This is a genomic window from Streptomyces sp. adm13(2018) (genome assembly GCF_008042145.1).
Classification (GTDB): domain Bacteria; phylum Actinomycetota; class Actinomycetes; order Streptomycetales; family Streptomycetaceae; genus Streptomyces.
On record NZ_RDBH01000129.1, the window covers coordinates 1931519 to 1946700 of the forward strand.

Annotated in this window: 4 protein-coding genes and 1 pseudogene; all 5 read left to right on the top strand. The window is 68.9% G+C overall.

Annotation, left to right across the window (positions count from 1 at the left end):
• Nucleotides 1–1632 precede the first annotated feature (1632 nt).
• The 5 genes and pseudogenes from EAO70_RS25690 (at nucleotide 1633) to EAO70_RS25715 (ending at nucleotide 15123) form a co-directional block, all read left to right on the top strand.
• Complete coding sequence (locus EAO70_RS25690) at nucleotides 1633–12159, top strand: LamG-like jellyroll fold domain-containing protein (RefSeq protein ID WP_148005101.1); 10527 nt, start codon at nucleotides 1633–1635, stop codon at nucleotides 12157–12159.
• Between the two features lie 35 nt (nucleotides 12160–12194).
• Nucleotides 12195–12731 (top strand): SMI1/KNR4 family protein, encoded by a 537-nt coding sequence (locus EAO70_RS25695; RefSeq protein ID WP_148005102.1) that lies wholly within the window; start codon nucleotides 12195–12197, stop codon nucleotides 12729–12731.
• A gap of 530 nt (nucleotides 12732–13261) precedes the next feature.
• A pseudogene (locus tag EAO70_RS39515) lies at nucleotides 13262–13664 on the top strand (transporter); the annotation flags it as partial.
• Between the two features lie 233 nt (nucleotides 13665–13897).
• Complete coding sequence (locus EAO70_RS25710; protein ID WP_148005360.1) at nucleotides 13898–14743, top strand: HipA family kinase; 846 nt, start codon at nucleotides 13898–13900, stop codon at nucleotides 14741–14743.
• Nucleotides 14740–15123, top strand: coding sequence for a DUF3037 domain-containing protein (locus EAO70_RS25715; protein ID WP_056555416.1), 384 nt, complete (start codon nucleotides 14740–14742; stop codon nucleotides 15121–15123). Before EAO70_RS25710 ends, EAO70_RS25715 begins: the two co-directional genes overlap by 4 nt.
• The last annotated feature ends 59 nt before the right edge of the window (nucleotides 15124–15182 follow it).

Genomic DNA, 15182 nt, shown 5'->3' on the forward strand with positions numbered 1-15182 from the left:
CTCCGCGGAGCCGGGGTCCCGGCGGCGGCTTGCCGGAACCGATCCCCTCACGTTAGGAGCCCCGCGGTCGCTGACCTGGCCGAACGCGCGGCGCCACCCCTCATTCCACCCTGACCGGTGACGCCGGACGGCCACCTGACGCTCCGGAGGCGGCGGGGTCCCGACCTGCGGCCGCGTTCGGTGATCACCCCCGGTTACGATGTTCACTTCATGCCGCAAACCGGCACCAAGGGGCTCGGCACCGTCGACGGGCTGCCGGGGGAGCGGGAGGACCGGGCCACCGGCCGGAACTCCCCGGGCTCCGCCCAGGCCGGTCGACCGGCGATGTCCGCCTCTCCGCCCCGGCCGAGTCGTCGGTGGAGCTGAGGCAAGAGAGATGGGTGGGCTCGGGAAGTGTTGGAAGAGGTCGTAGCGACCCGCTATGTCACGCCCCTGCGTGAAGGCGGCTCGCTCCCCGGGATCGTCGAGGCCGACGACCTCGGCACGTACGTCATGAAGCTGTCTACCTGTTGGCGCTGACCTGCATCGATGCGGCGGCACACGTCCCTGGCCTGGGCGGATGAGTCTTTCAGCGTCTTTCAGGGTTGTGCTGCGTTGCGCGGTCGATTCTCCCCACGCGCTCCCCAGAGCCGTCGATACTCCCCAGATTCTCCCCAGGAGGAGCTCCTGTGGCGGGCTGTGTGGCGAGGAGGCCAGCCCATAGCAAGCACCTCCTTGAGTACGGTGAGTAACTGCCCGGCGGGGCCAGTAGAAGCCTGGCCCGCTGTCGGGGCCTCATCACAGCACCCTGCACGGGCCCCGAATCCGGCCATGAACAGCCAAATGCTGAAGTGGAGGGCGTGAGCGCGCCGCCGCGCAGCTGAAGGGGCGCTGCCCGAAACTTTGGGGCAGCGGCAGGAGACGGCTCCGCGGGCCGCCTCGGGTGGCGGGCCCGCCGGCGGCCCGCCGCCGCGCGGGGCACGCCACCGGAGCCCGGCTTGGCCGAGATCGGCACGGCCTGGCAGTGCAGCTTCACCCACGCCTGAACCTGCGCTTCTCCCACCAGTGGGCGGCGACAGGAGTTCCTGCGGTATGGCACCAGCGGCGGAGTCCGCCGTCGTCGCCCTATTAGACCCGTCGCATGAATGAGGACGGCATGTCTCCAGCGGCCCTCTTCCACAGCCGTGTCTCCGTCGATCTCAGCCACCTGCTCGGGCTCAACGAGCGTGATCACCAGCGTCTCTCGCCCCCATCCGGCGGAGAACGTCCACCTCGCCAGGCGGGCTCGGGGGGCAGCTGACTACGAGGCCGGACTCCACCTACGGGGCGACGTCATCCGCCTCTGAACGGTTGACCTGGGAGCTCGACGAACAGCCCGGTAAGCTCGTGGGCGGCTCGCGCACGGCCACGACAAACCCGTCGATCCCGCAGGGCCGGGGTGACCTTCGTCATGGGTCCGGCCGTCGTCGTCGGCGATGAGTTCGATGAATCCATCACGACATGAGCGTTTTGGCCGCACTCCCGGCCTGGGGTCCAGTTCATCGGGTCTCCGGCGGAGTTTGTGCATTTCCTGTGAGCCAGGATAGGACTGCTCCGCTGATCAATTCTGCGGGGGCCACAACGGTGCATATCACCCGAACACTCGTCATTTCCATGGCGATCACCATGACCGTGCTCGCGGGCACGGAACAAGCAGCGCAGGCCGTCGGCCTGTGGTCTGCTTCCAGATCCGGCCCAGGTGCCGGTGAAATCCCTGAACAGGGCTGGGGGTCGGCCCGCGGGCGCGGCCACGCCGCCTCCGGCGATGCCACCGACGCGGACGCGTCCGGCGGCCGCACCGGCGCCCTGAAGGGGCGCGGCGAACTCGCGCCGGACTTCGACACCACCCGGCTGAAGCTGGGCAAAGCGCCCAAGAATCAGATGCCTTCCTACCGCAAGGTCCCGTCGCCACGCCGGGCCGCGCCCAAGGGGTTCGACCCCAAGGCCAGTTCGGAGGTGCCCGGCAAGCGGGCTGCCGATGCGCGGACGTTCGTCAACCCGGACGGCACCTTCACGACCCGCTACTACAACGAGCCGGTCAACTTCCTCGGTGACGACGGCAAGTGGAAGGCGATCGACACCCGGCTGGCGAAGTCGTCGCCACTGGCGCTGACGGAGGAGACCCCGGGATCCGGCTGGCAGGCCAAGTCGACCGAGGACGAGATCTACTTCTCCGAGTTCGCCGATGCGGAAACGTTTGTCCGCCTGGGTACCGGCATCGACGACAGCACCGCGATCGGCTACTCGATCGAGGGTGCGGCCCACTCGCAGGGCCGTGTCAACGGCAACGTGATCACCTACCCGGACGTCCGTCCTTCGACGGACGTGGAACTGATCGCAGGAAGCGACTCCGTCAAGGAGACGCTGATCCTCAAGGACAAGAACGCGCCGACCGAATGGCGCTTCCCGCTGGCCCTTAAGGGCCTGACGGCCAAGCTCGACGGCCTCGGCGGCGTCGTCTTCAACGACGCGGCGGGCCGTCAGCAGGGCTGGATGCCGGCCGGCTGGATGGAAGACTCCAAGAAGGCGCCGAACTCCGACGAGGGCGTCATCTCCTCCGGCGTCACCTACGGTCTCGCGCGGCAAGGCGCCCGGCAGATCCTGGTCGTCAAGCTGGACCAGAAGTGGCTGTCGGCCCCCGAGCGGGTCTTCCCCGTGAAGGTCGACCCCTCGGTGAACGGCCTGGAGGCGGCCTCCGGCACGTACGTCGAGTCGCCGTACACCCAGAACTTCTCCGGCTCCACCGAGCTCAAGGTCGGAACGTACGACGGCGGCGCCCACAAGGCGGCCTCGTTCCTGAAGTTCAACGGCCTGGACACCACCCTCAGGAACGCGTTCGTCATCAACGCGAACCTGAGCCTCTACAACACCTACTCCTACTCCTGCACCGCACGCCCCGTGACGGTCCACGAGATCACCTCCAACTGGTCCGAGGGCAGCACCAACAGCTACCCCGGCCCCGCGACCGGCGGCGCGCTGGGCTCCAAGTCCTTCGCGCACGCCTGGCGCCAGGACGGCAACTCTCCCTGGCACTGCGGCGCCGCCACGTGGGAGTCGATCCCGCTCGGCGACGCCGGCCGCAAACTGGTCAACGACTGGACGCACGGCCACAAGGCCAACTACGGCCTGGCCGTGAAGGCGGCCCCGGACGACTCCAGGACCTGGAAGAAGTTCGGCTCCGACAACTACCCGAACGGCAAGCCCAGCCTCGACGTGACCTGGTCGAAGTACGGGGCCGCGTACGAGCTGGGCGGCTTCGTCCAGCCCCCGACGGCCACTGCCGACGGCATCTTCAAGGTCACCGTCACCAACCAGGGCCAGCAGACCTGGGGCAAGAACAGCAACTTCAAGCTGCGCTACGACCTGTTCGACGCCAACGGCAACAAGGTGGGCGGTGACTACTGGAGCAAGATCCGGTGGACGGACATGCCCTACGACGTCGGGCCCGGAGGCTCCGCCACCGTCGACGCGCACATCGCCCCGCTGGCACCCGGCACGTACACGCTCCAGTGGACCATGGACGAGTACGGTGTCCGCAGCTTCGTCGACGACGGAGTGCCGGGCCCGACCGTGCGTTTCGACGCAGTCAACGCCCCGCCGTACATCACCGGCGCAGCTCCGCCGAGCGGCACCGTCGTCGACACCCTCACCCCGACGCTCTGGGCCACGGCCACCGACCAGGACAAGTCCCCTGGCGCGCTGACCTACCAGTTTGAGGTCTGCGAGGTCGAGGGCAAGGACCTCCGCAAGAACTGCCGGGGTAACACGCACGCCGCGTCAGAGAGCTGGACCGTTCCGTCGGACTGGCTGAAGTGGGCGAAGACGTACGCCTGGTATGCCTACGCGAACGACGGCAAGGACCAGTCCTCGCGCACCGCACCGTCGATCCTGACCACCCAGGTACCGCAACCCGTCATCACTTCTCACCTCGGCGGTGCCGACAGCGGCCGCACCTTCGGCGAGCGGGCCGGTAACTACGCCACCGCCGCCACCGACGCAGCCGTACCGAGTGCGGGCCCCGAGCTCGCGGTCACGCGGACGTACAACTCGCAGGACCCGCGCCAGACGAACGCCTTCGGCGCCGGCTGGGCCACCCGCTGGGACATGCGGGCGGTCGCCGAGCCCGACGGCAGCGTCGTCGTCACCCTCGACAGCGGCAGCCAGGTCCGGTTCGGCCGCAACGCCGATGGCACCTACAGCGCGCCGGCCGGTTCCGTGGATGTCCTCTCGGAGGTTGCCGGCGGCGGCTGGACGCTGCGCGACGCGGCGGCCACGGTTCACACCTTCGACGCGACGGGCCGCCTGACGAACGTCAGGGACGGCCACGGGCGCGAGCAGACGCTCACCTACACGGCTGGGAAGCTGACGAAGGCCACGGACGCGCTGTCGAAGCGGGGGCTGACCTTCACCTGGTCGGGCGCGCACGTCGCGTCGGTGTCCACCGACGCGGTCGGCCCGATCGCTCCGGCGCTCACCTGGTCATACACCTACGACGGCGACCGCCTGGTGAAGGTCTGCCCGCCGGACTCCGCCACCGCGTGTTCCACCTACGCGTACACGGCAGGCTCGTACTACCGGGGCCTGGTGCAGGACGCGGGCCCGGTCGGGTACTGGCGGCTGAACGAGGCCGAGGGCGAGTCCGCGGCCAGCGAGGCGGTCTCCCGCACGGGCATGAACGCCGGCCACTACCGCGACGTCACCCTCGGGGCCGCGGGCGCGCTGGGCGCGACCCGCAACAAGGCGGCCTCCTTCGACGGCACCAACTCCTCCATCGAGCTGCCGGGGACCTCCCTGTCCGCCTCGACCGTCCTCTCGGTCGAGCTGTGGTTCAAGACGGACCGGGCGGGGACGCTCGTCGGCTTCCAAGACAAGCGACTGTCGGAAGGCCAGCCCATCCGCTGGAACCCGGTCCTGGGCATCAACCAGGCGGGCAAGCTGCACGGCGGGTTCGAGCTCAAGGGCATGGGGACCACCCCCGTCACCTCGCCCGGCACGGTCACCGACAACGCGTGGCACCACGCCGTCCTGACCGCCACGGGCACCGAGCAGGTCCTCTACCTCGACGGCGCACGCCTAGGCGCCATCCCCGGAGTGGTCGACCACTTCGGCAAGACCTACACCTACCTGGGTGCCGGCTACTCCAACCCGAGCTGGGACGGCGGCCCCGCGGGGGTACGCCGCTTCACCGGTGCCATGGACGAGGTCGCGGTCTACCACCGCGCCCTCGACGCCGGGGCGGTCAAGGCCCGTTTCGAGGCTCGTGCGGGATCGTCGAAGCTGACCGGTTCCACCCTGCCGTCGGGCCGGGTGAGCGCCCGGGTCGAGTACGACGGCGACACCGGCCGCGCGACGAAGGTCACCGACGAGAGCGGTGGCCTCTGGCAGATATCCGAGCCCCGCTACGCCGCCGGCTCGCAGGCCTACAGCGACGCCGTCCGGGCATCGGGCCCGGTCAACTACTGGCGCCTCGGTGACAGCGGCGGTGCCTCGGCGGCGGACGAGATATCCGGCGGCGGCAACGGATCTTACCGGGACGGTGTCGCGCTCGGCGGTGTCGGGGCGTTCCTCGACGGCGACGACGGCGCGGTCACCCTCGACGGGACCAAGGGCGTCATCGAAGTACCGTCCGAGTCGATCAGCGAAGCCACCGCATTCGCCGCGGAGCTGTGGTTCCGCACGGACAAGCCCAGCGGTGTGCTGCTGGGTCTGCAGAACACCGAGCTGGGCACTACCCCGACGATGTGGAACGCCAGCCTCCTCGTCGACGGCGAGGGCAAGCTGCGCGGCCACCTGTGGGACGGCCCCTCTGCGGGCTGGCCGATCATGGGTGGCGCCAAGGTCACCGACAACAAGTGGCACCACGCCGTCATCACCGGCGGTCCCGCCGGTCAGTCGTTGTACCTCGACGGCGTCAAGATCGGCTCCAAGGCCGGCGTGGTCAAGCCGGAGACCCTGGTCCACGCCTACCTGGGCGCCGGCTACTCCAGCGAGGAGTGGGACGGCCAGGCCCGTGCGACCCGCTACTTCAACGGCCAGCTCGACGAGGCCGCCTTCTACACGAAGGAGCTGGACGCGGCGACCGTCGCAGACCACTTCAAGGCCCGCAACCGCCTGGTGTCCGGCAACGGCGACCAGTACGAGGGCGTCGTGATGGCGGACGCCCCTGCCGGCTACTGGCAGCTGGACGAGACCGGCGGCACGACCGTCGTCAACAAGGTCGCCGCCGCAGGCGCCAACGGCACCTACACCAAAGCGACGCTGGGCAACTCCGGCGCGTTCGGTACAGGCGACGGTACCGCCGCCGAGTTCAAGGGCGACGGGTGGGCCGAGCTGCCCGGCGGCCATCAGGCGAGCACCGACCTGTCGACCGAGCTGTGGTTCAAGACCACCAAGCCCGGCGTGCTCTTCAGCGACCAGGAGAAGCCGCTCCCGGACGCCTACAGCTACGCGCCGGTCCTGTACGTCGGCTCGGACAACAAGCTCCACGGCCAGTACTTCACCCGAGGTACCGAAGCGACCAACACCTCGCCGAACACGGTCACGGACAACGAGTGGCACCACGCCGTGGTGACGGCGCAGGGATCCACCCATACGCTGTACCTCGACGGCGCCCAGGTCGCCCAGACCACCACCGTGCCGGTCACCCACGAGACCAACCAGCGCACGTACATCGGCGCCGGCTACACCAGGTGGTGGCCTGCGTCCCCGGGCGACGGCGTGCAGTACTTCACCGGCCAGATCGACGAGGTCGCGGTCTACCCGCGCGCCCTGACCGGTGACCAGGTCGCGCGCCACTACGGCGCCCGCGCCCAGGCCTCGGGTTCCTCGCTGTCGGCGACGGTGACGGTCACCGACCCGACGGGCGCGAAGACGTCCAGCACCTTCGACGCGGTCCGCGGCCAGCGTCGTACCGCCTCGACGAGCGCGGACGGCGGTGTCACCACGTACGCGTACGACACCGGCGGCTTCCTGCACACGGTCACCGACCCCAACGGTCACGCGACCATCACCGGTCACGACGAGCGTGGCAACACCGTCTCGACCACGACTTGCCGGGACGCGAACTCCTGCTGGACCTCCTTCGCGGAGTACTACTACAACCCGGCGGACAAGCTGGACCTGCGCAACGGCAAGCAGACCGCGATCCTCGACGGCCGCTCCTCGGGGCCGGCAGACACCCGCTACCGGACGACGACCTCCTACACGGACCTCGGCCTGACCGACACGGTCACCTCGGTCGACGGCCGTACGGCGAGGACCACCTATACCACGGGCACAGAGCCCGCGGTCGGTGGCGGAGTGACGCCGAAGGGTCTGGTGGCCGCGAAGAAGTCCACCGGCGGCGCCACCGTCTCGTACGCGTACTTCGAGAGCGGCGACCTGGCCAGGACGACGGCGCCCTCCGGCGCGGTCACGACGTACACCTACGACGGCATCGGCCGGAAGCTGACCGAGACCCAGGTCTCCGACGCCAACCCCGCCGGCGTCACCACGACGTACGCCTACAACGCCATGTCCCGCGTCACTGCAGAGACCGGCCCGGGCGTGAAGAACGAGATCACCGGCGTCACCCACACCGCCCGCATCAGCCGCACCTACGACGCGGACGGCCACCTACTCACCGAATCCACGGATGACACCACCGGCGGCGACGCCACCCGCACCACCACCTACCGCTACAACATCCGCGGTCTCAACGACAGCGTGACGGACGCGGCCGGAAACGAGTCGACGTACGCCCACGATGCCCTGGGCCGAGTGATCAGTGCGACGGACCCCGCGGGCAACGTCGTCACGACCACTTACACCAAGCGCGGCCAGGTAGCCGAAACCGTCCTGAAGAACTGGACCGGCGACCCCTCCGGCCAGACCCGCGACCTGGTCCTGGAGTCGAAGGCCTACGACCCAGCGGGCCGCCTGGCCTCGACCACGGACGCGATGGGCGCCACGACCGCCTTCACCTACTACGACGACGGCCTGACGGCCTCGACGACGGCGAAGCAGGTCACCCAGGCCAACGGCTCCAAGAAGGACATCGTTCTCGGGTCGACGGTCTACGACGGCGCGGGCAACCCCGTGTCGGCCACCGCGAGGGGCGGGGCTACGACCGTGAACACGGTCGACGCCCTGGGCCGCACCACCCGCTCGGTGTTCGACCCCAACGGTCTGAACCGGGTCTCCACTTTCGCGTACGACGCGGAGGACCGGCTCACCGAGCAGACCCAGTCCATCGACGGCACCGGCAAGAAGATCACGTCCAACACCGAGTACGACGCGGCGGGCAACCCGACGAAGCAGACCGTCACCGACGGCACCACCACCCGGGTCTCCTCCACAACCTTCGACCAGCGGGGGCTCCCCCTCACCCAGACCAGCCCGCGCGGCATCACCAGCACGGGCCGGTTCGACGAGCTGGGCCGCCTGGTCGAGCAGACCGCGCCGCAGGTGCAGGCCGAGGAGAACGGAGGCGCGGCTGCGGCCGTCACCCCCAAGGCCCTCGTCGGCTACAACACTTTCGGCGAGACCACCGAGTCGCGCGACCCGCGCGGTCTGGTGACCAGGACGGAGACCGACAAGCTCGGCCGGACCGTCGCGCTCACGCTGCCCGACTACACCCCGCCGGGCGCCACCGCGGCCATCACCGCCGTCTCGCGCACGACGTACGACAAGGTCGGCAACACGGCCTCCACGACCGACCCGCTGGGCCGCGTCACGTACTACGGCTACGACCAGCTGAGCCAGCTGGTCAGCAAGACCGACCCGGCGATCGCCGGTACGCAGAGCCTGACGGCCCCGGGCGCCGCGAACCTCAACGGGACCTCCACCACCCTGTCCGGCGGCGGAATCTCCACCTACACCTGGACTCCGACCGGTCTTCCGCTCTCCGCGACCGACCCGACAGGAGCACGCACCGAGTCCACCTACGACGAACTGGGCCGCAAGCTCACCGCCACCACGATCGAGCGTAAGCCCGCCCTGCAGAACCTCGTCTCCCGATTCACCTGGGACGACGCGGGCAACCAGGTCTCCTCGACCACGCCCGGCGGACGGGTTACGAGCGCGACCCACGACAAGGCCGGCCAGACCCTGACGGTCACCGACCCCGCCGGCGGCACCAGCAGCGCCGTCTACGACGGCCTCGGCCGCCAGACCGAGAGCAAGGACGCGACCGGCCGCAAGACCGTCACCGCGTACGACCTCGCGGGTCAGCCGGTGTCCGTGACGGACTACGGCACGGGCACGACCGCCCTGCGCACGACCACCACCGAGTACGACGCCGACGGCAATGTCACCGCGTCTGTCTCGCCCGGCGGTGCGCGCACGACGTACACGTACGACGCGCTGGGCCAACTCACCAAGCAGGTCGAACCGGTCACAGGCACGGCCACGGACTCGATCACGACTACCTTCGGCTACGACGCGGCGGGCAACCGCACGCGCCTGACCGACGGCCGCGGCAAGGCCACGTACTACACGTTCAACAGGTGGGGCCTGCCTGAGTCGACGGTCGAACCGGCCACCACCCAGCACTGGAACCCCGACGTCCGCACCTGGACGAACGTCTACGACGCGGCCGGTCAGCTCGTCACCGAGCTCCTGCCGGGCAACGTCAGGCGCCAAAAGACGTACGACGCGCTCGGCCGAATGACTGCCGAGACGGGCTCCGGGACCTCTGTGGCCACCCGCCCCCGTTCCCTGTCCTACGACCTCGCCGGCCGGCTGACCGGCGTCGGCGGCGACGGAGTCCTGGCGAACAACACCTACACCTACAACGACCGCGGCCAGCTGCTCTCCACGGACGGTCCGGGCGGCACCTCGTCCTACGCGTACGACGCAGACGGCATGATGACCTCCCGCACCGACGCGGCGGGCGCGACGGCCTTCACCTACGACACGGCCGGACGTCTCGACACCACGACCGACCCGCTCACCGGCACCCAGGTGCGCAGTGACTACGACGCGGCCGGACGCCCGACCGCCGACGAGTACGCACGCCCGACGGCCGGCGGCACCTGGACGATCGGCGCGAAGCGCTCGTACACCTACGACTCCCTCGGCCGCCTCGCGGACGACAGCGTCAAGAAGACCGGCACGGGTGCCGCGGTACAGGGCACTGCCTACGAGTACGACCTCGAAAACCGCCTGGTCAAGAAGACCACCTCGGGCACGGCCGGGGCGGGCGCCGAGACGTACGCCTACGACCTCGCCGGGCGCATGACCTCCGAAAGCAGCGGCGGCACCACCACCGGCTACGAATGGGACAAGGCTGGAAACCTCACCAAGAAGGGAGACACCACCGGCACCTACGACTCCCGCAACCGGGTCACGGCCTGGGGAACCCAGACCTTCGACTACTCCGCCCGCGGAACCGTCAAGGGCATCACCGACACCGCCGGCCCGGCCCGCACGATCAACTCGGACGCCTTCGAGCGAACCGTGTCGAACGGCACCAGCACCTTCACCTACGACTCGCTCGACCGGGTCATGACCCACAACGGCGCCGCCTTCAGCTACGACGGCGGCTCCAACAACCTGGTCAAGGACGGCACATCCACCTACAGCCGCACCCCCGGCGGCACGCTGCTCGCCAGCGCCACCACCGGGACGCCCGGCTCGGCCGGCCTGGCCGTCACCGACGGCCACACTGACCTGGTCGCCAGCCTGTCTCCGGACGGCACGTCGGTCACCTCGTCCCGTGCCTATGACGCGTACGGCAAGGTGACCGCGAGCAACGGCTCCACCCCGTCGGTCGGCTACCAGTCAGGCTGGACAGACTCGGCCACGGGCGAGGTCAACATGGCGGCCCGCTGGTACCAGCCCGGCACCGGCGGCTTCACCAGCCGCGACACCTGGCAGCTCGACCCCAGCCCCTCGGTCCAGGCCAACCGCTACACGTACGCCAACGCCGGCCCGATGAACGGGACCGACCCGTCGGGCCATCACACCATCCTCAATTGCTTCAAGCCGGCGAAGACCAAGCTCGGCTGGCTCATGAAGGGGAGCCCCCTCTGCGTCTTCAAGGAGGCCTTCCTCAACGGGGAGCACAGCGTCACCAGCCAGGACATGTGCTACTCGAACGCCTACATGCGTGAAATGTGCGACCGGGCGTACAACCGCAACAAGGGCACTGGCCGGCTCATCGACATGCGCGGCGAAACGCGCACGGTAATCCGCGATACGCCCAGCCGCAGCCACAACTACGCGGGCGGCGGACGAAACCGTGGCGGCACCACCACACTGACCCGCCCGAAGCGCCCGACCGTAGCCCCCAAGCCGATAGCGCCGAAGAACCCCTACGCGGGCAAGAACCCGCCGCCGGCACCGAAGCACATCCCCAAGCCGGACTGGAACCCGACCCAGGCCGTCTGGAACGCCACCCAGGCCGTCGACATGGTCGTCAGCGGCGCCAACCTCCTCGCCATGCTGGCGGGCGACGCCGACACGGTCCTCAACCCGGACCAGGTCCCGGACACGCAGGACGCGCCTGGCGCGGATCCGGGGTCAGGCGGCAGTGACGACGGGGCGCAGGACTGCAGGCGTGGAGGAAAGGGTTGGGTCGATCCCAGTCCTGTCGACAGCAAGAACGGGAATCGAGCCACCGGGGTGGAGGCATGCCTCGACCTCTCCTATGTAACCGCCAACCCCGGCACCCCCACCGAGACTCGTGCCGGAATCAAGCCACCTGGGTATGACTGGGCCCGGTCCTACGTCGGATATCTGGGAGGTCGGCCCCGCGACGTCAACGCCTGCCATCTTCTCGGCGCCCAGCTGAGCGGATCGGGGACCGACCTGGCCAACCTCGCGACCTGTGGAACTGACGCGAACTCCTACGTAGGCAAGCCCCAGTCACCGATTCCTCCCATGGACAGCATGCTGAACTTCGAGGACACAGTCCGGTCCCTCATTGATTCAAAGCATGTCGTGCGATACAAGGTGACACCGGTCTACAAAGACGGCCGAACTGTGCCCTACGAATTCCGCATGTCCTACACGGCATGGGACAGTAAGGGACGCTACGTGGACTCTGATGCCACAGCAGTATCCAACCTGATTTACACTGCTGGCCGGGGTTGGAAGAATCTGGGCACCGCGATCGACAGCCGCACCGGTGGAGACGTGCCCCTCCCGGGGCAGCCATGAGATGGCCTTCCACCACCACGCGAAGGAGGACTGATATGACTCACCGCGCTGTCGCGCGCCTGCGTGAAGTTCTCCCGCCGCCCGTCTCCGGCGGCGACTCGATCGACTGGCAGGAAATTGAGCGGACGGCAGGTCTGACGTTTCCTGTCGATTACCGCGAGTTCGTCGAGTCGTACGGAGGTGGAGAGATCGACGAGTACCTCTCCATCAGTACGCCGCCCGTCCCCGGGTCGGCGTACGGAGACCTCTTGGACAGAAGAGATTCCGTCCTCTCACCCCGGGACCGTGAACATCTCATTGCGCTCTTGCAAGGAAGTGAGCTGCCGTCACTGCTGCCCTTCGCGGACTCGGCGAGCAGCGATGTGGCTTTCTGGCTGTGCGAGGGCGCTCCCGACGACTGGCCCGTGGCCATCTTTCGGAGGCAGACGCCGTACGGGATGAACCGCTGGACCGTGTTCGATGGCGGAATGGCGTCGTTCTGCGTGGCGGTCCTGACTGGCAAGGTGAACCCGTTCAGCGAACGGCTTTCAGCGGAGGACCGGCACGAGTTCCTGACTTGGCGTCGGGTGTAAGGCCAGATCACAGTGACAGGTTCCATCCCTTCCCTGAGGGGCTGTGAGACCCGATCCACTGGGGTAGCGGCGTGACAGAGTCCCTGGATGTCGGCGGTGACGATTGCGTTGCACACCACCGACAGCCCGGGGGCTCTGTTGCTTCCGTCTCACTACTGTAAGAGCGGCTGGGGCATGCTCAACCTGAGCGGAGGTGTCGTCGCAGCCGGCAAGGAGTGGACGGACGATGGCTCGGTCCACGAAGTGCACTCCTTGAAGCGGCGAGCCGTCAAGGTCACGCGTCCCGTGCCGATACCGCTGGCGTTCGTGCACCCACTGCGAAACCACATCGATCGCTTCGGCATTGCGCCAGGCGCTTTTCGCCGAAAGGTCCTATGACCTCCGGCGCGCCGGGATTTCGTTCGCCTCCAGCATGGGAAGGGTCGTGCGCTCCAAGAAGGCGCCTGACCTGGGGGCAGCGGAGAGCTGCCCGTCCAACCGGAATGACATTCGGCTGGAGGGCGGCTTTTTGCTGTGGGCCCCCCTTGGAGCTGTTGGGGGTCCGGTTCCTGGCGTCCGAGTACGGCACGGGCCCGGTTCATGCCGGCCGAATCGATTCACTGGGACTCGACGCGAACGGGACTCCCCTGGCGAAAGCGGCGGACGAGATCCTGCTTGGTCTCGGCGACGGGATCACGAAGTTCCAGCGTAAGCAGTACAGCGCGTACCGCCGGCTACAGAACTCTTGCGAGTCTCTGCCCGCCGCAGCGGACGAAAGTCCACGTGTGTCTCTCGCTCGACCCGGCCGAGGTTGACCTCGTGCCTGACTTCACCAGGAACGTTGCAGACCCGGGGCATCACGGAACGGGCGACCTGGAGGTGCGGCTGCGTACCGGACGGGACTCGGAGCGTGCCCCTGACCTGTTCCGTGCAAGCTATGCCGCGGCTATGTAGCTCGGGCGCTCCTCACCGGCGATCACTCTCGGTTACTATGCTCACTTGATGCCGGAAGCTGGCAGCAAGGGGCGTGGCACCATCGATGGTCTGCTTGGGGGAGCGGGGATGAATGGCCCGTCGGCCGAAGCTCCCCAGAATCTCCGCAGCACGGTTGAGCGGTGAACTGCGCCTCCACGCTCCGGATGAGTTGTCCGTGGATTGCAAGGTTGAAGAGATGGGTGGCCTGCGAAGTGTTGCAAGAGGTCGTAGCGACCCGCTATGTCACGCCCCTGCGTGAAGGCGGCTCGCTCCCCGGGATCGTCGAGGCCGACGACCTCGGCACGTACGTCATGAAGTTCACCGGCGCCGGCCAGGGACGCAAGACCCTGGTCGCCGAGGTCATCTGCGGCGGGCTCGCCCGCCGGCTCGGACTGCGGGTGCCCGAGCTCGTCACCATCCAGCTCGACCCCGTCATCGGACTCTCCGAGCCCGACCAGGAGGTCCAGGAGCTGCTCAAGGCCAGCGGCGGGCTCAACCTGGGCATGGACTACCTGCCCGGCTCGCTCGGCTTCGACCCGCTGGCGTACGAGGTGGACCCGGGGGAGGCGGGCCGGGTCGTCTGGTTCGACGCGGTGATCAACAACGTCGACCGGTCCTGGCGCAACCCCAACATGCTCGTCTGGCACGGCGACCTGTGGCTCATCGACCACGGCGCCACCATGATCTGGCACCACAACTGGCCCGGCGCCCAGGCCTCCGCCGCCAAGCCGTACGACGCCTCCGACCACGTCCTCGCCCGCTTCGCGCCGGACATCACCGCCGCGGCCGCCGCACTGGCCCCGCTCGTCACCCGCGAACTCCTCGACGAGGTCGCCGCCGACGTACCCGACGCGTGGCTCGTCGACGAACCCGGCTTCGACAGCGCGGACGAGGTCCGCGCCGCCTACGTCGAGGCGCTGCTGCCGCGCGCCGCCACCATCCACGAGCGGATCACGCTCGGCCCGCGGACCGAGCACCGGCCGCAGCAGCCGCCCGGCTGGCTCGCCGAACGCCTCGCGCCCCGGACGCACTCCACCGAGAAGGACGCCACCCCGTGACCGACCGCGATGTCTTCGAGTACGCGCTGCTGCGCGTGGTGCCGCGGGTCGAGCGCGGCGAGTGCTTCAACGCGGGCGTGGTCGTCTACTGCCGCGCCCGCTCCTACGTGGCCGCCCGCACCCACCTGGACGAGGCCAAGCTCTCGGTCCTGGACCCGGCGGCCGACGTGACCGGTGTACGGGCCGCCCTGCGGGCCGTCGAGGGCGTCTGCCTCGGGGGCGACGCGGCCGGCCAGGCCGCGGGCGACGACGCCGGCCGCCGCTTCCGCTGGCTGATCGCCCCGCGCTCCACGGTCGTCCAGCCCGGACCGGTCCACACGGGACTCACCCTCGACCCGGAGGCCGAGGTCGAGCGGCTGCTCGACCTGCTCGTGCGCTGAGCGCAGAAGGGGGCGCCCGTCATCGAGGGTCAGGCCGGCCGACGGGAGCCTCCCAAGCC